We start from the raw sequence: 23,960 nt of genomic DNA, 5'->3' as shown, positions 1-23,960 counted from the left end.
CCTCCACCCGAACTCGCAGTAAGGCGACCATGACCAACGACGCGATGCTCAGCCTCGAGCACATCGGCCTCCGCATCGGCGGCGCCCGCATCCTCCACGACGTCTCGCTCGAGGTGCCCGCCGGCGAGATGCTCGGCGTGATCGGCCCGAACGGCGCCGGCAAGACCACCCTCTTCAACGTCATCTCGGGCGTCGTGCGTCCGTCGGACGGCCGAGTCGTGCTCGACGGCGCCGACGTCACGCGCGAGCCGATCCATCGGCGGGCCGCGGCCGGCCTCGGTCGCACCTTCCAGACGTCGAGCCTCTTCTCCGCGCTCAGCGTGCGCGAGAACGTACGGCTCGCGGCGCAATCGCACCTGGGCGGCGCCACCTCGGTCTTCCGCCTTCCTCGGGCGACGGATGCCGCGAGCGCACGTGCGCTCGAGTGCCTCGCCGAGGTCGGGCTCGAGCACCGGGCGGACGCCCTGGCCTCGGGCCTCGCGCACGGTGAGAAGCGCAAGCTCGAGATCGCGATGCTCATCGCGACCGACCCCAAGGTGATCCTGCTCGACGAGCCGATGGCCGGGGTCGCGTCGGGCGACGTGCCGGCGATCACGGAGGTGATCCGCGGCCTCCACCACGGCGGTCGCACCGTGCTCATGGTGGAGCACCACATGGACGTCGTGCTCGGCCTCGTCGACCGGGTCGCGGTCATGCATCACGGCGAGCTGCTCGCCGTCGACACCCCGGAGGCCGTCATGGCGAACCCGACCGTGCAGTCCGCCTACCTCGGGGAGGCGGTGTGAACGCGGCCCCGGCTCCGCCGGTCCTCGCCGTCCGAGGCCTCTCGGGCCGCATCGCCGGCCAGCAGGTCGTCGAGGACGTCTCGTTCGAGGTCCCCGCGACGGGCGTCACCGCCCTGCTCGGCCGGAACGGTGTGGGCAAGACCTCGACGATCAGGTCGATCCTCGGCCTCATCGACCGGAGCGGCGAGGTGCTGCTCGAGGGCGAGCGCATCGACCGCCTCCCGACCCACCGCATCGTGCAGCGCGGCGTCGGCTACGTGCCCGAGGATCGTGAGGTGTTCGGCTCGCTCACGGTGGCCGAGAACCTCCGGCTCGCCGAGCGCGACGACCGGCCCCGCCGCGAGTTCATCGCCGAGCTCTTCCCCGACATCCACGACCGCCGCGCACAACGTGCCGGCACACTCTCCGGAGGGCAGCAGCAGATGGTCTCCCTCGCCCGCGCGCTCGTGAACGAGAACCGGCTGCTGCTCGTCGACGAACCGACCAAGGGGCTCGCCCCGAAGATCGTCGACGAGGTCGCCGCGGCGCTCGGCGAGGCCGCGCGCACCGTGCCGATGCTCCTCGTCGAACAGAACCTGCACGTCATCCGCGCACTCGCCGATCGGGTCGTCGTGCTCTCGGGCGGCCGAGTGGTCTTCACCGGCGAGGCTGCAGAGCTCCTCGGCGACGAGGACCGCATCAAGCGCTACCTCGGCGTCCACGACGCCGACCACGACGCCGACCACGACGCCGACCATCACGCCGGCACGACCGAGGGGAGCACCCGATGAGCACCGTCGTCCTCCTCGTCATCACGGGCCTCGGCCTCGGAGCGCTCTACTTCCTCGTCGCGAGCGGGCTCTCCCTCATCTACGGACTCATGGGCGTCCTGAACTTCGCCCACGGCTCGTTCCTCACGATCTCGGCCTTCATCGGCTGGGAGGTCGGACGCCGCGTCTCCGACGGCACGTGGTGGGGGCTCGCGGTCTCGGCACTCGTCGGCATCGCGGTCGGCGCCATCGTCGCGGCGCTCACCGAGTACCTGCTGATCCGCCGGCTCTACGAACGCCACATCGAACAGGCGCTCGTGACCGTGGGTCTGTCGCTCGCGACCATCGCGCTGTTCGAGGGCATCTGGGGCACCGATCCGATCTACACCGAGAAGCCCGACTGGCTCGGCCAGACGACGATGATCCTCGGCGCGAAGATTCCGAACGACCGGTTCCTCCTCATCGCGTGCGCGCTGCTGGTGCTCGGCGGCATCGTGCTCTTCCTCCGGAGGACCAGGTACGGCCTCATCATCCGCGCCGGCGTCGAGAACCGCTCGATGGTCACCGCGCTCGGCATCGACGTGCGCCGCTCGTTCACGCTCGTCTTCGCGATCGGCGGCGCAGCAGCCGGGCTCGGCGGGGTGCTCGCCTCGGTGTACTACGGCTACGTCTCCGCCCACCTCGGTTCGACGCTGCTCATCTTCGCGTTCATCGTGACGGTGATCGGCGGGCTCGGTTCGCTGACGGGTGCTGCGATCGCGTCGGTGCTCGTCGCGGTGCTGCAGCAGTTCGCCAACTTCTACCTCGGCGGCACCGGCGACCTGGTCGTCGTGATCGCGCTCGCCGCGGTGCTGCTCGTCCGCCCTCGCGGACTGATGGGGAAGGTCGCATGACTCACGGAAACGGCACCGCCCAGCAGGCGACGGATGCCGCGGCATCCGCCTCGACGACGGCACCGACGGGCCCCGCGGCATCCGGCCGGCGCAGCCTGTGGCTCGCACTCGGCGGCACGGCGCTCGTGGTGCTGCTCGCGGTGCTGCCGCTGCTCGCGATCGACATCCCGGGCGTGCTGCCCGGCCCGACGTACACCCCGGGCACGCTGCAGCTGCTCGCGTACGCGATGCTCATCGCGTCTCTCGCCCTCAGCTATCGCATGATGTTCGGGCTCGCCGGGCTGCTGTCGTTCGGCCACGCGCTCTTCTTCGCGGCGGGTGCCTACGGGCTCGGCATGTCGCTCGACGCGTTCGCACCGGTCTCGTGGCCGAGCGAGCTCGTTTTCCTCGCCTCGATCGTCGTCACGCTCGTGCTCGGTGTCGTGCTCGCGGCCACCGTCGGGGCGCTCGCGCTCCGGGTCACCGGCATCTCGTTCGCGATGGTGACGCTCGCGTTCGCCCAGGCGGGCTCGGTGATCATCCGGCGCAACCCGGGCGGGGCGACGGGCGGCGACGAGGGTCTCTCGCTCGACATCACGAACGTGCCTGGCGCACTCGTCGGCGTGCTCAACACCCGCAACCTGTACTGGGTCGCGCTCGGCGTGCTGCTCTTCGTCTACCTCGTGGTGCTCTGGGTCGAGAAGAGCCGGGCCGGTCACGTCGCCGAGGCCACTCGTGAGAACGAGCTGCGCGTGCGCGTCATCGGCCTGCGCCCGTACAACGTGAAGCTCCTGATCTTCATCGTCGCCTCGGTGCTCGCCGCCGTCGCCGGCATGGGCTATCTGCTGCTGCAGTCGGGCGCCTCGCCGCGCGTCGCGACGGCCGAGTTCACGCTGACCCTGCTCGTCATCGTCGTGCTCGGCGGTGTGGGGTATCGCTGGGGTGCGATCGTGGGCGGTATCGTCTACACACTGCTCGACCAGCGACTGACGGCGCTCGCAGGCTCGGACGCGATCGCGGCCCTGCCCGACGTGCTCCGGATCCCGCTCTCCGAGCCGTTGTTCATTCTGGGAACGCTCTTCATCCTCGTGGTGCTGTTCCTGCCAGGGGGGATCGCCGGGCTCCCGCAGCGCATGCGGACGGGCCGGAAGCAGCACCCGGCCGAAGCGGAGGAGACCGCAGATGCCTGACGCACTCCACACGCTGGGGCGGTGGACGCGAGATCGCGCCCGGGCGACCCCCGAACGCATCGCGATCGACGACCGCGGCGTCGTCGTCACCTACCGCGAGCTCGACGACCGCGCCGAGCGGCTCGCGGCGGCGTTCCGGGCCGCCGGCTTCGCCATCGGCGATCGGGTCGCCACCATCACCGGCAACAGCGCCGATCACGTCGTGCTGTTCTTCGCCTGTGCCAAGGCGGGGCTCGTGCTCGTGCCGCTCTCGTGGCGACTCGCTCCGCGCGAACTCGCGACCCAGCTCGAGATCGCCGATCCCGCGCTGCTCCTGATCGAGAACGAGTTCGAGTCGCTCGCCCGGGCGACGCTGTCCCGCGTCGCCCGCGTCATCCCCACTGCCGCGCTCGGCGCGCACGGCGTCGAGGCCGAGGTGCCGGCACCGGCGCGGAGTGGGGCCGCCGCGCCGTCGCCTCGCACCGCGGTCGCCGACGACGACGCACTGCTCATCATCTTCACGTCGGGCACCACGGCGACGCCGAAGGGTGCCGTGCTCACGCACGCCAACTGCTTCTGGACGAACCTGTCGTTCTCGCGCATCTCGGAGCTGCGCGCCGCCGACACGGTGCTCGCGGTCATGCCGCAGTACCACGTGGGCGGATGGAACATCCAGCCGCTCCTCGCCTGGTGGACGGGCGCGACCGTGGTGCTCGAGCGCACCTTCGACCCCGGCCGGGTGCTGCACCTGATCCAGGACCGCGGCATCACGACGATGATGGGCGTGCCGTCGAACTACCTCTTCCTCGCCCAGCATCCCGACTTCGCCCGCACCGACCTCTCGAGCCTCGAGCATGCGATCGTCGGCGGTGCGCCCATGCCGCCCGCGCTGCTGCGCGCCTGGCACTCGCGCGGCGTCGCCCTCGCGCAGGGCTACGGACTCACCGAGGCCTCGCCCAACGTGCTGTGCCTGCCCGACGAGCACGCGCAGAGTCGCGCCGGTTCGGCCGGCAAGCCCTACCCGCACGTCGACGTCGCGGTCGCCGACCCGGCGACCGGCGAACGCCTCGACGGCGAGGCCGAGGGCGAGCTGCTCGTGCACGGCCCGTCGGTCTTCGCCGGCTACTTCCGCGACCCGGCCGGCACGGCCGCCGCGCTGCACGACGGTTGGTTGCACACCGGCGATCTCGTGCGCCGCGATGTCGACGGCTACTTCACGATCGTCGACCGCATCAAGGACGTCTACATTTCGGGCGGCGAGGGCGTCGCCCCCGCCGAGGTCGAAGCGGTGCTCCAGAGCCATCCCGCCGTCGCCGACGTCGCCGTCGTGGGAGTGCCCGACGAGCGCTGGGGCGAATCGGGCGTGGCCTGGGTGGTCGCCGGCCGCGGCCGGGTGACGGATGCCGCCGAGCTCATCGGCTTCGCCCGCGCCTCGCTCGCCCGCTTCAAGGTGCCGCGCGAGGTGCACCTCGTCGACGAACTCCCGCGCTCGACGGCGGGCAAGGTGCTGCGACGCGTGCTCGTCGAGCGTGCGACCGCGATCGCCGACTCCGCCGACGCCGGTGCCGTACACGGCAGCAAGCACGACCGAGAGGACGCACGATGAGCGCCGCACCCCGCACCGCCCGCGGCGAGAAGACCCGCCGGCGCCTGCTCGAGGCCGCCGAACACGTCTTCGCGGCCCACGGGTACCACGAGGCATCCGTCTCGCGCATCACCGACCGGGCCGGTGTCGGCCAGGGCACCTTCTACCTGTACTTCGCCACGAAGCTCGACATCTTCAACGAGCTCGTCGAAGACCTGAACCATCGCGTGCGGCAGGCCATGAGCGAGGGCACCCGGGGTGCGGCGAGCCGCATCGAGGCCGAGCGCGCCGGATTCGCGGCGTTCTTCAGGTTCACTGCGGAGCATCCGGCGCTCTACCGCGTCGTGCGCGAAGCCGAACTCGTCTCGCCCGACGCGCTCCGGCTGCACTACACGCGCATCGTCGACGGCTACATCGACGGGCTCCGCGAAGCGAGCGAAGACGGCGAGATCGGCGACATCGATCCGACCGTCGCCGCGTGGGCGCTCATGGGCATCGGCGAGATGATCGGTATGCGCTGGGTGCTCTGGGGCGACGGCGACGCCGCGCCCGGCGACGACGCCGACCCGACGGCGAGCGGCACCCGCGCCGTGCCGCCGCATGTGCTGGACGAGATGATGCGCTTCATCGAGGGGGCGCTCGGTCGGCCCGGCGTGGGCCGTGCGGCCCCGGCCGCGGGCCTTGTGGCCCCGGCCTCGGCGCCGACCGGGCGAGACGACATCGACCCGCGCAGCGGCGCGGCAGGCAAGGAGGAATCGTGACCGATCTCAGCGGACGCCGAGCGCTCGTCACCGGGGGAGCGAGCGGCATCGGCGAGGCATGCGCCCGTGCATTCGCTGCGGCCGGCGCCCACGTCACCATCGCCGACCTCAACGGCGAGGCCGCCTCCCGGGTGGCCGCCGAGCTCGGCGGCGAGACCTGGCAGGTCGACCTCGGCGACACCGCCGCGCTCGCCGAACTCTCGCTCGATGCCGACATCCTCGTCAACAACGCGGGCATCCAGCACGTACGCCCGATCGAGGAGTTCGAGCCCGAGCGCTTCGCGTTCATCATGCGGCTCATGCTCGAGTCGCCGTTCCTGCTCATCAGGGCCGCGCTCCCGGGCATGTACGCACGAGGCTTCGGTCGCGTCATCAACATCTCGAGCGTGCACGGCCTGCGCGCCTCGCCGTTCAAGTCGGCCTACGTCGCGGCCAAGCACGGCCTCGAGGGGCTCTCGAAGGTCACGGCCCTCGAGGGCGGCCCGCACGGCGTCACCTCGAACTGCATCAACCCCGCTTACGTGCGCACGCCCCTCGTCGAGCGGCAGATCGCCGATCAGGCGAGGGTGCACGGCATTTCAGAGGCCGAGGTCGTGCCGAAGGTCATGCTGACCGAGTCGGCGGTGAAACGACTCGTCGAGCCCGAGGAGGTCGCGAGCCTGGCCCTCTGGCTCGCGGGGCCCTCCGCCGGCATGGTGACCGGCGCGAGCTACACGATCGACGGCGGATGGAGCGCACGGTGACCGTCACAACCGCCTCGACGCCCTTCGCCGCGCCCGTCGAGGGCGGCATGATCGCCGGCGGCCAATGGCGCGCGGATGCCGCAGGCCTGCCGGTGCTCGCCGTGCACGGCATCTCGGCGACCCACCGCAACTGGGATCTCGTGGCCGACGGCCTCGAGGACAGGCGGGTGATCGCGCCCGACCTGCGCGGCCGCGGCCGCAGCAACGCCCTGCCCGGGCCCTACGGCATCGAACGCCACGCCGACGACCTGGCCGCGGTGCTCGACGCCTTCGGCGTCGATCGGGCCTACGTGCTCGGCCACTCCATGGGCGCGTTCGTCTCGGTGCGATTCGCTGAACGGCACCCCGACCGGGTCGCCGGCATCGCGCTCATCGACGGGGGACTGCCGGTGCCGAACCCGGCGGGCGTCCCCGAGGCCGAGCTGCCGGCGCTGCTGCTCGGCCCGGCGCTCGAACGGCTCTCGATGACCTTCGCCGATCGCGGCGCGTACCTCGACTTCTGGCGGCGGCATCCGGCGCTCGGCCCGTACTGGAATCCGTCGATCGAGGGCTACGTGGAGTACGACCTCGACGGTGAGGAGCCGAACCTCAGGAGCTCGGCCGTCGCCGCGGCCGTCGCCGAGAACGCGGTGCAGCTCGACGGGGCGAACGGGTACGTGACTGCGCTCGAATCACTGGCCCCGCCCGTCGACTTCTTCCGCGCCCCGCGCGGCCTGCAGGACGAGGCGCCGCTCTACCCGGAGGCGCTCGTCGCCGAATGGGCCGAACGGATGCCACAGCTCGTCGTGCACGACATCGCCGACGTGAACCACTACACGATCGTCATGACGGGCCCCGGCGCGGGTAGCGTGATCCCTGTGATCCGTGCCCGCATCGAGGCGGCGGAAACACAGGAAGGTGCATCGTGACACTCGACAAAGTCGTCGGGTCCGCTCAAGAGGCGGTCTCCGACATCCCTTCAGGGGCCAGTCTCGCCGTCGGCGGGTTCGGGCTCTGCGGCATCCCCATGGTGCTGATCCAGGCCCTGCTCGACGCAGGCGTCGACGGGCTCTCCGTCGTCTCGAACAACTGCGGCGTCGACGACTGGGGGCTCGGCGTGCTGCTCGCGAAGCAGCGCATCGCCAAGATGACCTCGTCGTACGTCGGCGAGAACAAGGAGTTCGAACGCCAGTACCTCTCGGGCGAGCTCGAGCTCGAGCTCACGCCGCAGGGCACGCTCGCCGAGAAGCTGCGGGCCGGCGGCAGCGGCATCGCCGCGTTCTTCACGCAGACAGGTGTCGGCACGCAGGTCGCCGAGGGCGGACTGCCACGGCGCTACAACGGCGACGGGTCGATCGCCGTCGCGAGCCCCGCGAAGCCCGTGCAGACGTTCGACGTCGCCGGGGTGGCCCGAGAGTTCGTGCTCGAGGAGGCGATCACGACCGACTTCTCGCTCGTGCACGCGCTGAAGGGCGACCGCTACGGCAATCTCGTCTTCGACAAGTCGGCGCGCAACTTCTCGCCGCTCGCGGCAATGGCCGGGCGCGTCTGCATCGCGCAGGTCGAGGAGGTCGTCGACGCCGGCGAGATCGACCCCGATGCCGTGCACCTGCCCGGCATCTACGTCGACCGCATCGTGGTCGTCGGCCGCGACATCGAGAAGCGCATCGAACGCCGCACCGTGCAGGAGGGGAACTGAGATGGCACTGACACGCCTCGAGATGGCCGCGAGGGCCGCCCGGGAACTCGCCGACGGCTCCTACGTGAACCTCGGCATCGGGCTGCCGACGCTCGTGCCGAACTACGTGCCCGACGGGGTCACGATCCTCCTGCAGTCCGAGAACGGCATCCTCGGCGTCGGGCCGTACCCGACCGATGACGCCGTCGACCCCGACCTCATCAACGCCGGCAAGGAGACCGTGACCGTGCTGCCGGGCGCCGCGTACTTCGACTCGGCGACGAGCTTCGGCATGATCCGCGGCGGCAAGATCGACGCGGCCATCCTCGGCGCGATGCAGGTCTCGGCTTCGGGCGACCTCGCCAACTGGATGATCCCCGGCAAGATGGTGAAGGGCCCGGGCGGCGCGATGGACCTCGTGCACGGCGCTCGCAAGGTGATCGTGCTCATGGAGCACGTCGCGAAGGACGGCTCGGCGAAGATCGTGAACGAGTGCTCGCTGCCGCTCACCGGTCGCGCGGTCGTGCACCGCATCATCACCGACCTCGCCGTCATCGACGTGACGCCCGAAGGCCTGCGGCTCGTCGAGTGCGCCCCCGGCGTGACGGTCGACGAGGTCGTCGCCGCAACCGAACCGCCCCTCATCACCGACTGAACGGACTGATCGCTCAATGGTCGACACGATCTTCCCCGGTATCGTCGCGCGCCGGGTCGAGACGCCTCGCCTCGTCGCCGGCGTGCTCGAACGGCCGGCGGACGACCCGTCGACGACCGTCGTCTTCGTGCACGGCAACGTCTCGTCGTCGCTGTTCTGGCAGCCGATGATGCTCTCCCTCCCGCCCCGGGTCGCGTCGTTCGCCGTCGACCTGCGCGGCTTCGGCGACAGCGAGACGCTGCCGGTGGATGCCACCCGGGGCGTCCGGGACTTCTCGGACGACGTGGCCTCCGTCATCGACGCCCTCGGCCTCGGCGCCGTGCACCTCGTCGGCTGGAGCATGGGCGGCGGCGTCGTCATGCAACTCCTGCTCGACCGGCCGGAGCTCGTCGCGAGCCTCACCCTCCAGTCGACGGTGTCGCCGTTCGGCTTCGGCGGCACGGGGCTCGACGGCTCGCTGGTCACAGCGGATGCCGCAGGCACCGGCGGTGGGGGAGCGAACCCCGATTTCGTGGCGCGGCTCGCGGCGGGCGACCGGAGCGACGACGCGGGATCGCCGCGCGCGGTGTACCGCTCGAGCTACGTGGCGCCCGGCTTCGTTTCGGAGCACGAAGACGTCTGGGTCGAGTCGATGCTCTCGACGGCGACCGGCCTCGACAACTACCCGGGCGACTCGAGACCCTCCGCGGACTGGCCCGGGTTCGCCCCCGGCGGTCGCGGAGTGCTGAACACCATGGCGCCGACCGTCTTCGACACGAGCGGCATCGTCGAGCTCGCGGCGAAGCCGCCGGTGCTCTGGATCCACGGCGCCCAGGACGCGATCGTCGGTGACGCGTCGTTCTTCGACCTGAACCAGCTCGGTGCGGCCGGCATCATCCCGGGCTGGCCGGGTGCAGACGCCGCGCCGCCGCAACCGATGATCGCGCAGACGCGCGCGGTGCTCGCGCGCTACTCCGCGGCGGGAGGCCGGGTCACCGAGCTCGAGTTCGAGAACTGCGGGCACTCGCCGCACCTCGAGCACCCCGAGACCTTCCGCGACGGACTCGTCGCGCATCTGTCCGACTGATCGACTGGGCCGAGCCGCCGCATCAGGGCAGCCCCCGACGCTCGGATGTCTCGGCGTGCCCGATACTGGTCCGACCATCGAATCGGAGGATCATGAACCACTTCACGGCACGCGGCGCGATCGCATCGGTTGGGACGCTCCTGGTCACGGCGTGCCTGCTTGCGGGGTGCTCGGCCGCCCCCGAACCGCCCGCCTCGTCGACGGTCGCGAGCAAGACGCCAAGCGCGACCCCGACTGCCACGGTGGACCCGATCGACACGGTGGTCGCACTTGTCGCTCGCCCCGAAGCGCTCGAACTCCGCGATGCCTCCGGCGAGGTGGTCGTCGAACTCGACTACCTTGGCGATGTGGATGCGGCGATCGCCGCGATCGAACGGGTGCTCGATGAAGCGCCCGTTGACGAGGAGTTCAGGGGCTCGAATCACTTCCCGCCGAGTACGGCGCACCGCTGGGGCGGGTTCGAGTTGTGGGAGCGACGGTACGTCGACCGATGGGCTGACTTCGAGACCCGGGAACGGACCCTCGGGATGCCGAGCTTCAGCGTCCAGTTCACCGGACCCGAGGCGGTCGGAGTCGCCCTCTTGACCGAAGAGGGCGTTGTAGCAGGGGCATCATGGGCCGAGCTCGAGGCGACACCCGGACTCCAATCGAATCCGAGTGGCTGTTCCGGACCATACCTCGACTACGTGACGTTCGACGAGACGTGGCCTGACGGCACAGTGCACGAGGCCCGCTACGGTGTGGACTTCACCGCGAGCGCCGACGAGAGCATCGTCGAACGGGTCCGGGCACCGCTGCGTGTCAACCAGGAGGGCTGCGCCTGAACATCCGCTTCGCAGCCGACGACCATCCGCGCCGAAGTAGACTCGACTCGTGCCTGCTGTGAATCTCGGAATGCCCAAAGTCCCTGAGGTACTGGCCCCGCGACGCAAGTCCCGCCAGATCAAGGTGGGCAAGGTGCTCGTGGGCGGTGACGCCCAGGTGAGCGTGCAGTCGATGACGACGACGCCCACGACCAACATCAACGCGACGCTGCAGCAGATCGCCGAGCTGACGGCTTCGGGCTGCGACATCGTGCGCGTCGCGGTGCCGAGCCGCGACGACGCCGAGGCGCTGCCGATCATCGCGAAGAAGAGCCAGATCCCGGTCATCGCCGACATCCACTTCCAGCCGAACTACGTGTTCCAGGCAATCGACGCCGGTTGCGCCGCGGTGCGCGTGAACCCCGGCAACATCCGCAAGTTCGACGACAAGGTCGGCGAGATCGCCGCAGCGGCCAAGGCCGCGGGCGTGTCGATCCGCATCGGCGTCAATGCCGGTTCGCTCGACCCCCGGCTGCTGCAGAAGTACGGCAAGGCGACGCCCGAGGCGCTCGTCGAGTCGGCAGTCTGGGAGGCGAGCCTCTTCGAGGAGCACGACTTCCACGACTTCAAGATCTCGGTCAAGCACAACGACCCGATCGTCATGGTGAAGGCGTACCGCATGCTCGCCGAGCGCGGCGACTGGCCGCTGCACCTCGGCGTCACCGAGGCGGGGCCCGCGTTCCAGGGCACGATCAAGTCGGCCACGGCGTTCGGCATCCTGCTCGGCGAAGGCATCGGCGACACGATCCGCGTCTCGCTGTCGGCGCCGCCGGTCGAAGAGGTGAAAGTCGGCCTCCAGATCCTGCAGTCGCTGAACCTCCGCGAGCGCAAGCTCGAGATCGTCTCGTGCCCGTCGTGCGGCCGCGCCCAGGTCGACGTGTACAAGCTCGCCAACGACGTCACCGACGGACTCGAGGGCATGACCGTGCCGCTCCGCGTCGCGGTCATGGGCTGCGTCGTCAACGGTCCCGGCGAGGCTCGCGAGGCCGACCTCGGCGTGGCATCCGGCAATGGCAAGGGCCAGATCTTCGTGAAGGGCGAGGTCATCAAGACCGTGCCCGAGTCCGAGATCGTCGCGACCCTCATCGAAGAGGCCAACCGCATCGCCGACGAGATGGGCGCCGATGCCCAGGTCGGTGCGCCGACCGTCGTCACGCCGTGATCGGCATCGCGTCCTGATCTGCGTCGACCGGTCGGCGTGGGGGCGACGGCTGTTTCGGCCGCGGGATGTCCGGTGCCCGACATGACCGCTGTCGGTCACCACGATTCCTTGTGCATGCGATCGCGGCATTGATTCACTTCGAGGGAAGCCAGGCGAATTCCGCCTGACGAACCGAGTTCAGGCGGACCCGAGAGCCTGACGAAGAGAAGGAATCAGTGATGATGAAACGCCGAATGTCGACGACCCTGCTCGTCGCCTCACTCGCCACGCTCTCATGTCTGGGCACCACGGTGGCTCACGCCGACGAAGTGCCAGCGGCCGGCCAGACGGTGGTCTCGTCGTCGTCCGAGGCGGCCATCGACGTCGCCTCGCTCCGCGAGCAGGTCGCCGAGCACTTCGCAGCGGTCGACCTCGACCCGGCCACGCGGGCCTCGATCGACGCGGCAATCGCCAGCGACGATGCCTTCACCGCCGCGACGGCCGACGCCGTGACGCTGCTGCAGCACGGCCTCGAGAGCGCCGGCGTCGACCGTGACGATGCCTGGGCGATCGAGCCGGGCGACTACGAATGCGGCCCCACCCCGATGCGCGAGTGGACCGCCGCCGAACTGGCGCAGATCGATCCGGCGTCGTGGTCCTGGTACAACCAGGGGCTCCTCGGGCTCTCGCCTGCGCTGTTCGTGCAGTACTGGACCCTCATGAAGACGCCCGTCGCCCCTCACGAGACCGCGTTCGGCCCCGGCGGTTCGGCGACGAACGAGGTCTCGCGCACTTTCCGCTCACTGCAGGAGTTCTGGGACATCGACGGCAGCGGCATCGGCATCGTGTCGCTCGACGCGAAGGTGCTCGGCTCCGACGCCCAGGCCGTGGCCGATCGCGAGTTCGTGTACGACCGATTCGACGAGGTCAGCCCGCTCATCTCGTTGATCCTGCGGCTGTCGGTCGAGTCGGGAATCACTCGTGGCATGCTCGACGGCTTTCCCGGCGGGGTCGAGAACCCCGTGTTCTCCGTGAACGCCTTCGCCATCGACCCGGCCGGCGCCGGCGACAGCCAGGACATGCTCGAGACGCTCGGCATCACGCGCCGCATCGCGATGGGCCAGGGTCTCGTCGAGGTCTGGAACGACCTCGGTCTCGGCCGAGTCGGCACACGAGCGGTGCTCGCGCATGAGTACGCCCACCAGGTGCAATACGACGACGAGCTCTTCGAGACCGACCTGACCGACGAGGCGGAGGCGACCCGCAGGACCGAACTGATGGCCGATGCCTTCGCCACCTATTTCACCGTGAGCAAGCGCGGCGCGGCGCTCAACAAGGAGTACACGCTCCAGGACCTGCAGACGTTCTACAACGTCGGCGACTGCAGCTTTGCGAATTCCGGTCACCACGGCACGCCGAACCAACGCTATGCCAGTGCGGCGTGGGGTGCGAACCTCGCCCAGTCCGCCGATGACCTGGGACACGTGCTGCCGAGCATGACGGTCGCCGCCGGATTCGAGCAGGTGCTTCCCGAGCTCGTCGCGCCTGACCTCGACTGACCCCTGGGGTCGACCGCGATCGGCCGTCGAGTCACACCCAGCCGCGCATGGCGATCTGCAGGCCCAACTGAAATCGGGTCTCCACTCCCAGGTGCCGCTGCAGGGTGGTGACCCGACGGCCGATCGTGCGTTCGGAGACGCCGAGTTCGCGCGCGATCGCGCGGTCGGTGATGCCGAGGCTGAGCAGGCGCACGAGCTCTCGGAACTCCTCGCGGTCGGCGCCGAACGCGCCCTGGGGGTCGAACGGCATTGCCTGCCGCCAGAACGAGTTGAAGATCGTTCGCCAGGATTCGACGATCCGAGGATTGCGGGTGCAGGCGACGTGCATCGGCCCGTCGCCGTCGTACGAGATGTTCATGGCTGCGAAGTCGTCGGTGACCAGCAGATTCACGGGCACGGTCGGGAGCACCCGTGCCTCCTCGCCGGCGGCCACGCACGCCGAGATGATCGAGAGCGCCGCTTGGTTCTCGAAGAGCCGGCTGTGGTAGACCGCCCGGACGCTGACGCCGCGCTCGAGCGCATCGATCAGCCCCGGAGCCTGGACGAGCGTCCCGCCGGTTCGGGGCCCGATCGACAGTGCGACGATCTCGCGGCGGGAGTCGGCGATCCCGCTGGTGTACTCGTGGATCGCCGCAGCCCCCGTGAGCACGTCGACCCCGACCTCCCCATGGCGCGCCGTGCGCCAGACCGTCATCAGGTCGTCGATCGCCCGGTGGGCGGCGACCGCCCTGTCGATGTGCCGACTGGCGAGCTCCAGGAGTGGGCCGGTCGGCGGCACGATCTCGACCGCTCCATCGGCGGCGACCACCAGGCCGGTCGAGAGCAGTTCGTCGAGTGCATCGCCGTCGAGCTCGTCGGGCACAACCGGGCCGTCGACCGCCAGCCGGGAATACAGCGAGTGGGCGTCGCGGCTCAGACCCGGGATGTCGTCGGAGGGCGGTGGCTCCAACCGTGGAATGCTCTCGGTCACCGCTCCCTCGCATCTTCTGCACCGGATGCGGTCGCGGGCTCCGACAGCCCCGCATCACGCGTCGAGTCTATGGTCTGGCCGTCAGACGGCACTGAAGCGCTCGCCGACGCGGTCGTGGAGGAGCGCCCCGCATCGACCCGGGCGATCGACGCCGAATCGAGCTGAGCCGCGCGCTGCGCGGAGGCGGGTCGGCGGTCCCGAGGTGCTCACCCCGTAGTCGCGAGGGCCGCCCGAGCGTATCGTGGGCGGCAGCGGATGCCCCGTGGCATCCGATCGCGAGAGGAGACCGCGATGAGCGGTGACGGCAGCGAGTTCGAGTACCCCGATGCCGCGGGCTACCCCGACGGCATGGGCACCCTGCACGAGGGCGTCGACGATGCCACCGATGCGAGCACCGAGGACGCCGCGACCGAGGCCGAGGGCGACCTCGAGACGTTCGGACTCGACGACGAGGAGGACGTCGAGGGCGTCTGACCCTTCGACGGCCTCGCGGTGTCGGTCAGGCGGCGGCGCCTGCGACGACCCTGAACTCGATCGTGCCCGTGGCGATGTCGGCCGCGATCAACTCCACCTCGAGTGAGGTACCCGCGTGAACGTCGGCGGGCGCCGGGCACGTCGCCGTGACCGCCGGCTCGGCGATCTGGAGCCACGCCCGCTCGCCGCGCACCTCGAGCACGGTCGCCGAGAAGCGTTCGCCGGCCCGGGAGCTCAGGAGCGCCGCTTCGACCCGCGCGATCGACTCGGCCTCGAGCCGGCCCGCACGCTGCGATGAGGCGCCCATGAGCGACGGCAACTCGGGGAGCGAGGCGCGCGCCCACACGGGCACTTCGCGCTTCCCGCAGATGGCCTCGCAAATGGCGAGTCCCCAGCGATCGACGAGGCGGCGGAGCGGCGCGGTGACGTGCGCGTACGGCGCTGCGAGCGCGGACTGGATCGGATCGGGTGGGAACTCGCCGTCGACGGCCAGGTATCCGGCGCCGCGGAAGAGCCCGGATGCCGCTTGCATCACCGCGAGGGCGGCCGGGTCGTCGCGATCGAGCCCGCGAAGGTACTCGCCGTAGGAGATCGTCTCGGTCCATGGCAGGCCGAGCGCCCGGGTCTGCTCGCGAAACGTCGTGATGCGCTCGGCGCTCGGCTTCGGCATCGTGCGGAGCACCCCGACACCGGCAGCGAGCATGAGCTTCGCCGCCTCCATGCCGGTCATGAGCGACAGCTGGGCGTTCCAATCCTCGACCGGCAGGGGGCGGCGTCGTTCGAGCGAGTAGCCGCCGTCGGCGGTGCGCACGATCTCCTCGACGGGAGAGTTGAGGCTCGCGCCCCCGCGGGCGCGTTCGAGTTCGATGCGCAACAATCCCACCTCGCGCACCAGGGCGAGTGAGGAGTCGCCGTCGCCGGCGTCGATGCGGGCCTGCGCCTCGTCGTAACTGAGCTGCTCGCGCGATCGCACGTTCGCTCGAACGAGTCCGGTCGACGTCACCTCGCCCCGCTCGTCGAGCTCGAACACCCACACGAACGCCGTGCGCTCGGCATCGGGCAGGAGCGACACGCGGTCTTCACTGAGCACCACCGGATGCAGCGGCACCCGGCCGTCGGCGGCGTAGAGGGTCTGACCCCGGCGTCGGGCCTCGAGGTCGACGGCGCCGTCGGGAAGCACCCAGCCCGGGACATCCGCGATCGCATAGTGCACGAGGAATCCGGAGGCACGGCGCGCGATGCAGAGCGCCTGGTCGAGATCGGTCGAACCCGGCGGATCGATCGTGACGAACTCGAGTTCGCCCAGATCGGTGCCGGGGTCGGCCGCGCGCATCGACGCGGCCTCGGCGAGCACCTCGGGCGGGAAGGACTCGGGCACGTCGAGCTCGGCCCGGAGCCGGGCAAGGGCGACCGCCAGTTCGCTCTGCGCGACGGAGTCCGTGACGTGCGTTCGGCGGCTCGGCATGGCCCCAGCCTAGATAGAATCCGGGGATGACCATCAACAGCCGCCACCTCGAGAACGCCGCCAATGCCCGCGACGACGCCTACCACCTGATCGAGGAATTCGAAGACGGCGATGTGCACCCGCGCGTGCTCGAGGTGCTCGAGAGCCTCGACACCGCGCTCTTCGACCTCATCAACTGGGCCGACCAGGTCACCCGTCACCTCGCCGAGAGCGGCGTCGAAGTGGTCGACGTCGACCTCACCTGAGTCCTCAGTAGAATCGTCGAGTGCCCACACGCCTGACGAACTACTTCCTCCGTACGCTCCGCGAAGACCCCGCCGACGCCGAGGTCACGAGCCACCGCCTGCTCGTGCGCGCCGGCTACATCCGGCGCCAGGCGCCAGGCGTGTTCGCGTGGCTGCCGCTGGGCCTCCGCGTCAAGGCGAAGATCGAGGCGATCATCCGCGACGAGATGACGAACGCGGGCGCGCACGAGGTGCACTTCCCGGCGCTGCTGCCGCGCGAGCCCTACGAGGTCACGAACCGCTGGACCGAGTACGGCGAGAACCTCTTCCGCCTGCAGGACCGCCGGGGCACCGACTACCTCCTCGCGCCGACGCACGAGGAGGTCTTCACGCTGCTCGTGAAAGACCTGTACAACTCGTACAAGGACCTGCCGCTGTCGATCTACCAGATTCAAGACAAGTACCGCGACGAGGCGCGGCCGCGCGCCGGCCTCCTGCGCGGCCGTGAGTTCACGATGAAGGATGCGTATTCGTTCGACATCTCCGACGAAGGACTCGACGCGAGCTACCAGGCCCAGCGCGACGCCTACGAGCGCATCTTCACGCGCCTCGGGCTCGAGTACGTGATCGTGAAGGCGGATGCCGGTGCGATGGGCGGCTCGAAGAGCGAGGAGTTCCTGCACCCGACCCCCGTCGGCGAAGACACCTTCGTGCGGTCGGCGGGCGGGTACGCGGCCAACGTCGAGGCCTTCGAGACGATCGTGCCCGCGTCGATCCCGTTCGACGGGCTGCCGGCACCGCTCGTGCTCGACTCCCCGAACACGCCCACGATCGCGACCCTCGTCGATCTCGCGAACGCCGAGTACCCGCGTCCCGACGGGCGTGCGTGGACGTCGGCCGACACGCTGAAGAACGTCGTACTCGCCGTCGTCGCGCCCGACGGTACTCGTGAACTCGTCGTCATCGGCCTGCCCGGCGACCGCGACGTCGAGATGAAGCGCGTCGAGGTCGCCTTCGCCCCCGGCGAGGTCGAGCCCGCGACCGAGGCGGACTTCGTGAAGCACCCCGGCCTTGTGAAGGGCTACATCGGCCCGTGGTCCGAGACCGGCGCCGTGCTCGGCGAGGAGTCCGCCACCGGCATCCGCTATCTCGTCGACCCGCGGGTCGTCGACGGCACCGAGTGGATCACCGGCGCCAACGTCGACCAGAAGCACGTGTTCGGGCTCGTCGCCGGCCGTGACTTCGTCGCCGACGGCACCGTCGAAGCGTCGAACGTGCTGCCCGGCGACCCGGCGCCCGACGGCTCGGGCCCGGTGGAGCTCGCCCGCGGCATGGAGATCGGCCACGTGTTCCAGCTCGGCCGCAAGTACGCCGAGGCGCTCGGCCTCAAGGTGCTCGACGAGAACGGCAAGCTCGCGACCGTCACGATGGGCTCCTACGGCATCGGCGTGACGCGAATCCTCGCGATCATCGCCGAAGACAACAACGACGACAAGGGCCTCATCTGGCCGGCGGCCGTTGCACCCTTCGACGTGCACGTGGTCGCCACCGGCCGAGACGAGGCCGTGTTCGAGGCGGCCGAGACGATCGTGGCCGAGCTCGAGGCATCCGGCTTCGACGTGCTCTACGACGACCGCCCCAAGGTCTCGCCGGGCGTGAAGTTCGGTGACGCCGAGCTCATCGGCGTGCCGAAGATCGTCATCGCCGGTCGCGGTGTTGCCGAGGGCATCGTCGAGGTCTGGGACCGGGCGACGGGGGAGCGCACGCAGGTCGCGATCGGCGAGGTCGCCGCAGCGCTGCAAGGCTGACGAACCGAGCTCACGTGAACCGCTCGCCCGGCGATCTCATCGATCGCCCGGGCGGGCGGTTCAGTGCTTCTCGCCGGTCTCGTGCTGCTCGTGCAGGTGGTCGCGGTGCTTCTCGGCCTCGTGCCGCAGGGTCGCGAGGTCGAGCGGGCCGGTGACGGTGAGTTCGTCCTCCCAGCACTCGATGCCGCCGACGTCGGGCAGCAGTGCGCGCGTGAAGACGGGGTTCCGGCCCTCCCGCCGCTGCTTGGTGTAGTCGCGCAGCAGGCGGAATGCGATGCCCGAGAGCAATGCGATCGCCACCAGGTTGATGAGCGCCATGATGCCCATGATGCCGTCGGCGGTGTTCCAGATGAGATCGGAGGACGCCACCGAGCCGACGAAGATCGCGACGACGACGAGGATCCGATAGCCGGCGAGCACCGAGCGCCGCGGAGTGATGAACTCGATGTTGGATTCGCCGTAGTAGTAGTTGCCGAGGATCGAGCTGAAGGCGAGCAGGAAGATGATGACACTCAGCGCGATGCTCGACCAGGCGCCGAGATTCGACACGACGGCGTTCTGAGTCAGTCCGATGCCTCGTGTGGCGTTCTCGAGGTCGGGGCTCGAGACCAGGATGATGAACGCCGTGATCGAGCAGACGAGGAAGGTGTCGAAGTACACGCCGAGGGTCTGCACGAGTCCCTGCTTCACGGGGTGCGTCACGGCGGCGCTCGCGCCGGCGTTCGGCGCGGAACCGAGGCCGGCCTCGTTCGAGAACATGCCGCGTTTCACACCGGTCAGCACGATCATGCCGAGCGTGGCGCCGACGACCTCGTTGAAGCCGAACGCCTCGGTGAAGATCGAGGCGAACACCTCGGGGAACTTCTCGAAGTTCATCGCGACGATCACGAGGCCGAGCAGCAGGTAGAGCAGCGCCATGAGGGGCACGACGGCCTGGGTGACCGAGGCGATGCGGCGGACGCCGCCGAACACGACGAGCGCCGTGAGCGCGGCGAGCACGAGGCCGACGACCCAGGAGACCCACTCGGGGGCGCCGTCGGGGCTGATCGTCACGGCGACCGTCGCGCTGATGGTGTTGGCCTGGAGCGATGAGAACGCGAACGGGAAGCAGATGATGAGCACGATCGCGAAGAGCACGCCCATCCAGCGCGCACGCAGGCCGCGCTCCATGTAGTACGCCGGTCCGCCGCGGAATCCGTCCTGGTCGCGAACCTTGAACAGCTGCCCGAGCGTCGACTCGACGAAGCTCGAGGCGCCGCCGACGAAGGCCATCAGCCACATCCAGAAGATCGCGCCCGGACCGCCGATCGCGATCGCCGTGCCGACGCCGGCGATGTTGCCGACGCCGACGCGAGAGGCCGCGGAGATGGTGAACGCCTGGAACGCCGACACCGATTGCGGCTCGCCTGCGGCGTCGCGCGGGGTCTTGTCGGTCAGCGTGCGGAACATCTCGGGGATCAGGCGGAACTGCACCACGCCGGACCGCACGGTGAAGTACACCCCGAGGATCACGACGACCGGCAGCACGATCCAGGTCCAGAGCACGTCGCCCCCGGCGAGCACCCATTCGTTCACAGCATCCATGTGCCTCAGTATCGCGAGCCCGGCTCACGTGCGAAGGTGCGGCGCGCCGCGCCGCGCGCAGGTGCCCGTCGCATCGTTCACCCCGGGTTCACCGCTCGTTCAGCGGTCGTCCGAAGCGGATTCGGTTTCCGCGAGCACTGTGCAGGGAGGCATCCCGACCCCGAGCGTGAGGACTGATCCGTGACGATCACCGACATCCAGCTGTTCCCCATGGCCGATCACGTGCGAGGCAAGCGCTCGCCGGTGACGTGCCACTTCAAGTGCGGCAACGCCTGCCTCGGCCCCGAGTGCAACACCTCCTCGAACCCCGCCTTCCGCGAGATCGCCTCCGCCGCACTGTCGCGCCGGGCGCTGCTCGGGCTCGGTGCGGCCGGCGCGGTGGGCATCGCCCTCGCCGCAGCGACGCCGACCGGCTCGGCCATCGCCGCGCCCGGCGGCGGAGCCTCCGGTGCGCTCGGCGGCCTCGCGTTCGATGCCATCGCACCGGTGCCGAAGATCGTCGACGACTTCACCGTGCCCGAGGGGTACACGTGGGCACCGGTCATCCGCTGGGGCGACCCGCTCTTCTCGGGCGTGCCGGCCCTCGACTTCGACAACCAGACGCCCGAGGCGCAGGCCGGCCAGTTCGGCTACAACTGCGACTACATCGACATCATCGCCGACCGCAGCGGCCGCACGGCGGTGCTCGCGAGCAACCACGAGTACGTCAACCCGGGCATCATGTTCGCCGCGACGAGCGACGCCGCAGAACTCGACCGGCGTGCGGCGATCTACAAGGCGGCGCACGGCTTCTCGGTCGTGGAACTGCGTCGCAGCAAGCTCGGCCAGCCGTGGCGCTACCTCGTCGACGGCCGCCGCAACCGCCGCATCACGGCCGACACCGTGTTCGAGGCGACCGGGCCCGCCGCGGGCAGCGAGCTGCTGAAGACCGCCGAAGACCCCGAGGGCCGCTTCATCAAGGGCACGCTCGGCAACTGCGCCGGCGGAACCACCCCGTGGGGCACCGTGCTCTCGGGCGAGGAGAACTTCGACGGCTACTTCGCCTGGGCCGCCGACACGGCGGGGCAGAAGCGCTACCGTGCCACCCCGACGGCGAAGTCCACATACACGTTCGAGCGCATCGACCCGCGCTTCGACGCCCACGACGCAGGCTTCGTGAACGAGCCCAACCGCTTCGGCTGGATCGTGGAGATCGACCCCGAGGACCCGACCTCCACGCCGCGGAAGCACACGGCGATGGGCCGGTTCAAGCACGAGGGCGCCAACGTCATCATCGGCGGCGACGGCCGTGCGGTCGCCTACATGGGCGACGACCAGACGAACGACTACCTCTACAAGTTCGTCTCCAAGGGCACCTTCGACCCGAAGAACACCCCCGTAGCGCGGCGCAAGAACCTCGGGCTCCTGAGCGAAGGCGACCTCTACGTCGCGAAGTTCTCGGGCAACTCGCCGGCCGCCGAGATCACCGGCACGGGCGCGCTGCCCGCCGACGGGCTCTTCGACGGCACCGGCGAGTGGATTCCGCTCACGCAGAACGGCGAGAGCGTCATCCCCGGCATGACCACCGAGGAGGTGCTCGTCTTCACGCGCCTCGCGGCCGACACCGTCGGCGCGACGAAGATGGACCGCCCGGAGGACGTCGAGCCCAACCCGAAGACCGGCAAGGTCTACGTCGCCCTCACGAACAACTCCTCGCGCACCGCGGCGACGATCGACGAGGCGAACCCCGTCACGGGCAACCGCAACGGGCACATCATCGAGCTGACCGAGACGGCGGGCCAGTCGGGCACCGCGTTCGGCTGGAGCATCCTGCTGCTCTGCGGCGATCCGGCCGTCGACCAGAACACCTACTTCGCCGGGTTCCCGAAGGAGCTCGTGTCGCCGATCTCCTGCCCCGACAATGTCGCGTTCGACTCCGAGGGCAACCTCTGGATCTCGACCGACGGTGCGCCCAGCAAGATCGGGTTCAACGACGGACTCTTCAAGGTGCCGCTCGAGGGGCCCGAGCGCGGCCGCGTGCAGCAGTTCCTGTCGGTGCCGCGCGACGGCGAGACCTGCGGTCCGGTCATCCACGACCGGGAGAGCATGGTCTTCGTGGCCGTGCAGCACCCGGGAGAAGACGGCACGGTCGACGCTCCGACCTCGTACTTCCCCGACTACGTGCCGTCGCACCGCCTCGACGCGGGCCTCGTGGCTGCGCCTCGGCCGTCGGTCGTGCAGGTGTGGCGCGCGTAGCACGAGCGAACAGCACGCGACGAGGGTGACGGATGCCGCGGCATCCGTCACCCTCGTCATCTGCCGGGCGTGAGGGCGACCGGCCTCGCGGCGCTGATCGCCGCTCGGACGCGCCACCAGCGTCCATCGTGGCTGCCCGGGGGCCGCGACATCCGGTACCGTAGAGTCCTGTCCGCTCCGAGGGGAAGCGGCGTGAGAGCTGAATAGAGGAGGCCGGGTTCATGGATATCGACCTCAGCGTGCTGCGGATGATGGAGCGCGAGAAAGAGATCCCATTCGACGAGCTGGTGGAGATCATCGAGCAGGCCATCCTGATGGCCTACTTGAAGCACACCCATCCCGACCAGCACGGACACGCGAACCCCGACGGCGCACGTGCGCACCTCGATCGCAAGACCGGCCACGTCTCGGTGTTCGTTCCCGAGCTCGATGAAGAGGGCAACGTCGTCGGCGAGGCCGAAGACAGCCCGAGCGACTTCGGCCGCATCGCCGCGTTCGCCGCGAAGCAGGTCATCAACCAGCGACTGCGCGACATCGCCGACGACGCGGTGCTCGGCGAGTTCCGCGGCCGCGAGGGCGACATCGTCGCCGGCATCATCCAGCAGGGTCCGAACCCGCGCATGGTGCACATCGACCTCGGCACGGTCGAGGCGATCCTGCCTCCCGAAGAGCAGGTGCCCGGCGAGGAGTACCTGCACGGGCAGCGCATCCGCGTCTACGTGACGAGCGTCGCCAAGGGGCTGAAGGGTCCGTCGATCACCGTGTCGCGCACCCACCCCGCGCTCGTGCGCAAGCTCTTCGCACTCGAAGTGCCCGAGATCGCCTCGGGTGTCGTCGAGATCGTCTCGCTCGCCCGCGAGGCCGGCCACCGCACGAAGATCGCGGTGCGTGCGACCCAGCCCGGCGTCAACGCCAAGGGCGCCGCGATCGGCGAGCTCGGCCAGCGCGTGCGTGCCGTCACCGCCGAACTCGGCGCCGAGAAGATCGACATCGTCGACTGGAACGACGACCTCGCGACCTTCGTCGCGAGCGCACTGAGCCCCGCGAAGGTCACGAGCGCGTTCGTCATCGACGAGGCGACGCGTGCCGTGCGCGCGCTCGTGCCCGACTACCAGCTCTCGCTCGCGATCGGCAAGGAGGGCCAGAACGCCCGCCTCGCCGCGAAGCTCACGGGTGCGAAGATCGACATCCAGCCCGACTCGGTCCTCGAGTCCGACTGATCCCGACGGCCGCCGAGCGGCGGCCGCCATGTCCACCGATCGGCCGCCGTCGGCGGCCGCACAGCGCAGAGTGTAAGATGGAACCCGTCAGAACGTGCATCGGATGCCGTTCGCGCGCCCCAAGGTCCTCACTTCTGAGGGTCGTCTCCCAGAACTCCCACGTCGTGGCCGATGTCACGGCTGTGCTTCCGGGCAGGGGTGCGTGGCTGCATCCGACACTCGAGTGCTACCGGCTCGCCGTTCGGAAGCGCGCCTTCGGGCGAGCGCTCCGCATTCGCGGCGAGGTGGACACCGGCAACGTAGAGAACAGGCTGAACCCACAAGTGATGACCAATGAGTGACAACTAATGAGCGGCTCGAAATGAGTCCCGTCCG

At 69.8% G+C, this 23,960-nt stretch carries 23 protein-coding genes; 20 read left to right on the top strand and 3 right to left on the bottom strand.

What is annotated here, in order from left to right; all coding sequences use genetic code 11:
• Window positions 1–29 precede the first annotated feature (29 nt).
• From VPH61_RS11230 to VPH61_RS11165, 14 genes are all read left to right on the top strand, one after another.
• On the top strand, window positions 30–785 hold the full coding sequence (locus tag VPH61_RS11230) for an ABC transporter ATP-binding protein (RefSeq protein ID WP_332063577.1): 756 nt from the start codon (window positions 30–32) through the stop codon (window positions 783–785).
• Window positions 782–1,555 (top strand): ABC transporter ATP-binding protein, encoded by a 774-nt coding sequence (locus VPH61_RS11225; protein WP_332063576.1) that lies wholly within the window; start codon window positions 782–784, stop codon window positions 1,553–1,555. The genes VPH61_RS11230 and VPH61_RS11225 overlap by 4 nt, the downstream gene beginning before the upstream one ends.
• On the top strand, window positions 1,552–2,427 hold the full coding sequence (locus VPH61_RS11220) for a branched-chain amino acid ABC transporter permease (RefSeq protein ID WP_332063575.1): 876 nt from the start codon (window positions 1,552–1,554) through the stop codon (window positions 2,425–2,427). Before VPH61_RS11225 ends, VPH61_RS11220 begins: the two co-directional genes overlap by 4 nt.
• Window positions 2,424–3,596 (top strand): branched-chain amino acid ABC transporter permease, encoded by a 1,173-nt coding sequence (locus tag VPH61_RS11215; RefSeq protein WP_332063574.1) that lies wholly within the window; start codon window positions 2,424–2,426, stop codon window positions 3,594–3,596. Before VPH61_RS11220 ends, VPH61_RS11215 begins: the two co-directional genes overlap by 4 nt.
• Window positions 3,589–5,181: a class I adenylate-forming enzyme family protein gene (locus VPH61_RS11210; RefSeq protein ID WP_332063573.1), complete on the top strand. Its 1,593-nt coding sequence runs from the start codon at window positions 3,589–3,591 to the stop codon at window positions 5,179–5,181. The genes VPH61_RS11215 and VPH61_RS11210 overlap by 8 nt, the downstream gene beginning before the upstream one ends.
• Window positions 5,178–5,921 carry a TetR/AcrR family transcriptional regulator gene (locus VPH61_RS11205; RefSeq protein WP_332063572.1) on the top strand — a complete coding sequence of 248 codons (744 nt, stop codon included), beginning with the start codon at window positions 5,178–5,180 and terminating at the stop codon, window positions 5,919–5,921. Before VPH61_RS11210 ends, VPH61_RS11205 begins: the two co-directional genes overlap by 4 nt.
• Window positions 5,918–6,664: a 3-hydroxybutyrate dehydrogenase gene (locus VPH61_RS11200; protein WP_332063571.1), complete on the top strand. Its 747-nt coding sequence runs from the start codon at window positions 5,918–5,920 to the stop codon at window positions 6,662–6,664. Before VPH61_RS11205 ends, VPH61_RS11200 begins: the two co-directional genes overlap by 4 nt.
• The gene (locus VPH61_RS11195; protein WP_332063570.1) at window positions 6,661–7,572 is read left to right on the top strand and encodes an alpha/beta fold hydrolase; all 912 of its coding nucleotides are present in this window, start codon (window positions 6,661–6,663) and stop codon (window positions 7,570–7,572) included. Before VPH61_RS11200 ends, VPH61_RS11195 begins: the two co-directional genes overlap by 4 nt.
• Complete coding sequence (locus VPH61_RS11190) at window positions 7,569–8,342, top strand: CoA transferase subunit A (protein WP_332063569.1); 774 nt, start codon at window positions 7,569–7,571, stop codon at window positions 8,340–8,342. The genes VPH61_RS11195 and VPH61_RS11190 overlap by 4 nt, the downstream gene beginning before the upstream one ends.
• A 1-nt stretch (window position 8,343) precedes the next feature.
• Entirely contained in the window at window positions 8,344–8,976 is a 633-nt protein-coding gene (locus tag VPH61_RS11185) for a CoA transferase subunit B (RefSeq protein WP_332063568.1), read from the top strand.
• Window positions 8,977–8,992: 16 nt separating this feature from the next.
• The gene (locus VPH61_RS11180; RefSeq protein WP_332063567.1) at window positions 8,993–10,042 is read left to right on the top strand and encodes an alpha/beta hydrolase; all 1,050 of its coding nucleotides are present in this window, start codon (window positions 8,993–8,995) and stop codon (window positions 10,040–10,042) included.
• Between the two features lie 92 nt (window positions 10,043–10,134).
• Entirely contained in the window at window positions 10,135–10,866 is a 732-nt protein-coding gene (locus tag VPH61_RS11175; RefSeq protein ID WP_332063566.1) for a hypothetical protein, read from the top strand.
• A gap of 70 nt (window positions 10,867–10,936) precedes the next feature.
• Window positions 10,937–12,067, top strand: coding sequence for a flavodoxin-dependent (E)-4-hydroxy-3-methylbut-2-enyl-diphosphate synthase (gene ispG, locus VPH61_RS11170; RefSeq protein ID WP_332063565.1), 1,131 nt, complete (start codon window positions 10,937–10,939; stop codon window positions 12,065–12,067).
• 218 nt (window positions 12,068–12,285) lie between these two features.
• The gene (locus VPH61_RS11165; RefSeq protein WP_332063564.1) at window positions 12,286–13,605 is read left to right on the top strand and encodes a hypothetical protein; all 1,320 of its coding nucleotides are present in this window, start codon (window positions 12,286–12,288) and stop codon (window positions 13,603–13,605) included.
• 31 nt (window positions 13,606–13,636) lie between these two features.
• Here VPH61_RS11165 and VPH61_RS11160 read toward each other — a convergent pair whose 3' ends face one another.
• Window positions 13,637–14,554 carry a helix-turn-helix transcriptional regulator gene (locus VPH61_RS11160; protein ID WP_332063563.1) on the bottom strand — a complete coding sequence of 306 codons (918 nt, stop codon included), beginning with the start codon at window positions 14,552–14,554 and terminating at the stop codon, window positions 13,637–13,639.
• 312 nt (window positions 14,555–14,866) lie between these two features.
• On the opposite strand from VPH61_RS11160, the gene VPH61_RS11155 reads away from it, so the two are divergent.
• Window positions 14,867–15,049, top strand: a complete 183-nt coding sequence (locus VPH61_RS11155) for a hypothetical protein (RefSeq protein WP_332063562.1) — start codon at window positions 14,867–14,869, stop codon at window positions 15,047–15,049.
• 25 nt (window positions 15,050–15,074) lie between these two features.
• Here VPH61_RS11155 and VPH61_RS11150 read toward each other — a convergent pair whose 3' ends face one another.
• Entirely contained in the window at window positions 15,075–16,514 is a 1,440-nt protein-coding gene (locus VPH61_RS11150; protein WP_332063561.1) for an RNB domain-containing ribonuclease, read from the bottom strand.
• 26 nt (window positions 16,515–16,540) lie between these two features.
• On the opposite strand from VPH61_RS11150, the gene VPH61_RS11145 reads away from it, so the two are divergent.
• Window positions 16,541–16,759, top strand: coding sequence for a hypothetical protein (locus VPH61_RS11145; protein ID WP_056013941.1), 219 nt, complete (start codon window positions 16,541–16,543; stop codon window positions 16,757–16,759).
• Window positions 16,760–16,779: 20 nt separating this feature from the next.
• Window positions 16,780–18,546, top strand: coding sequence for a proline--tRNA ligase (locus VPH61_RS11140; protein WP_332063560.1), 1,767 nt, complete (start codon window positions 16,780–16,782; stop codon window positions 18,544–18,546).
• A gap of 60 nt (window positions 18,547–18,606) precedes the next feature.
• Here the strand turns inward: VPH61_RS11140 and VPH61_RS11135 are convergent, their stop codons facing one another.
• Window positions 18,607–20,130, bottom strand: coding sequence for an alanine/glycine:cation symporter family protein (locus VPH61_RS11135; protein ID WP_332063559.1), 1,524 nt, complete (start codon window positions 20,128–20,130; stop codon window positions 18,607–18,609).
• Window positions 20,131–20,340: 210 nt separating this feature from the next.
• Here VPH61_RS11135 and VPH61_RS11130 point away from each other — a divergent pair, with 210 nt between their 5' ends.
• From VPH61_RS11130 to VPH61_RS11120, 3 genes are all read left to right on the top strand, one after another.
• On the top strand, window positions 20,341–22,365 hold the full coding sequence (locus VPH61_RS11130; RefSeq protein ID WP_332063751.1) for a PhoX family protein: 2,025 nt from the start codon (window positions 20,341–20,343) through the stop codon (window positions 22,363–22,365).
• 221 nt (window positions 22,366–22,586) lie between these two features.
• The gene (nusA, locus tag VPH61_RS11125; protein ID WP_056658274.1) at window positions 22,587–23,585 is read left to right on the top strand and encodes a transcription termination factor NusA; all 999 of its coding nucleotides are present in this window, start codon (window positions 22,587–22,589) and stop codon (window positions 23,583–23,585) included.
• 77 nt (window positions 23,586–23,662) lie between these two features.
• Window positions 23,663–23,926, top strand: coding sequence for a YlxR family protein (locus VPH61_RS11120; RefSeq protein WP_115962395.1), 264 nt, complete (start codon window positions 23,663–23,665; stop codon window positions 23,924–23,926).
• The last annotated feature ends 34 nt before the right edge of the window (window positions 23,927–23,960 follow it).

It is taken from the genome of Agromyces sp. CCNWLW203 (assembly GCF_036576125.1).
Taxonomy (GTDB): domain Bacteria; phylum Actinomycetota; class Actinomycetes; order Actinomycetales; family Microbacteriaceae; genus Agromyces.
The sequence above is the reverse complement of the archived record's forward strand: the minus strand, read 5'-3'. Positions and strand labels throughout refer to the sequence as shown.

Coding starts and splice junctions, on each gene's coding strand:
- ispG (WP_332063565.1), top strand. CDS start 10,937: ATGCCCAAAGTCCCTGAGGTACTGGCCCCGCGACGCAAGTCCCGCCAG.
- VPH61_RS11215 (WP_332063574.1), top strand. CDS start 2,424: ATGACTCACGGAAACGGCACCGCCCAGCAGGCGACGGATGCCGCGGCA.
- VPH61_RS11185 (WP_332063568.1), top strand. CDS start 8,344: ATGGCACTGACACGCCTCGAGATGGCCGCGAGGGCCGCCCGGGAACTC.
- VPH61_RS11230 (WP_332063577.1), top strand. CDS start 30: ATGACCAACGACGCGATGCTCAGCCTCGAGCACATCGGCCTCCGCATC.
- nusA (WP_056658274.1), top strand. CDS start 22,587: ATGGATATCGACCTCAGCGTGCTGCGGATGATGGAGCGCGAGAAAGAG.
- VPH61_RS11165 (WP_332063564.1), top strand. CDS start 12,286: ATGATGAAACGCCGAATGTCGACGACCCTGCTCGTCGCCTCACTCGCC.
- VPH61_RS11155 (WP_332063562.1), top strand. CDS start 14,867: ATGAGCGGTGACGGCAGCGAGTTCGAGTACCCCGATGCCGCGGGCTAC.
- VPH61_RS11210 (WP_332063573.1), top strand. CDS start 3,589: ATGCCTGACGCACTCCACACGCTGGGGCGGTGGACGCGAGATCGCGCC.
- VPH61_RS11135 (WP_332063559.1), bottom strand. CDS start 20,130: ATGGATGCTGTGAACGAATGGGTGCTCGCCGGGGGCGACGTGCTCTGG.
- VPH61_RS11130 (WP_332063751.1), top strand. CDS start 20,341: ATGGCCGATCACGTGCGAGGCAAGCGCTCGCCGGTGACGTGCCACTTC.
- VPH61_RS11150 (WP_332063561.1), bottom strand. CDS start 16,514: ATGCCGAGCCGCCGAACGCACGTCACGGACTCCGTCGCGCAGAGCGAA.
- VPH61_RS11175 (WP_332063566.1), top strand. CDS start 10,135: ATGAACCACTTCACGGCACGCGGCGCGATCGCATCGGTTGGGACGCTC.
- VPH61_RS11180 (WP_332063567.1), top strand. CDS start 8,993: ATGGTCGACACGATCTTCCCCGGTATCGTCGCGCGCCGGGTCGAGACG.
- VPH61_RS11145 (WP_056013941.1), top strand. CDS start 16,541: ATGACCATCAACAGCCGCCACCTCGAGAACGCCGCCAATGCCCGCGAC.
- VPH61_RS11205 (WP_332063572.1), top strand. CDS start 5,178: ATGAGCGCCGCACCCCGCACCGCCCGCGGCGAGAAGACCCGCCGGCGC.
- VPH61_RS11120 (WP_115962395.1), top strand. CDS start 23,663: ATGGAACCCGTCAGAACGTGCATCGGATGCCGTTCGCGCGCCCCAAGG.
- VPH61_RS11220 (WP_332063575.1), top strand. CDS start 1,552: ATGAGCACCGTCGTCCTCCTCGTCATCACGGGCCTCGGCCTCGGAGCG.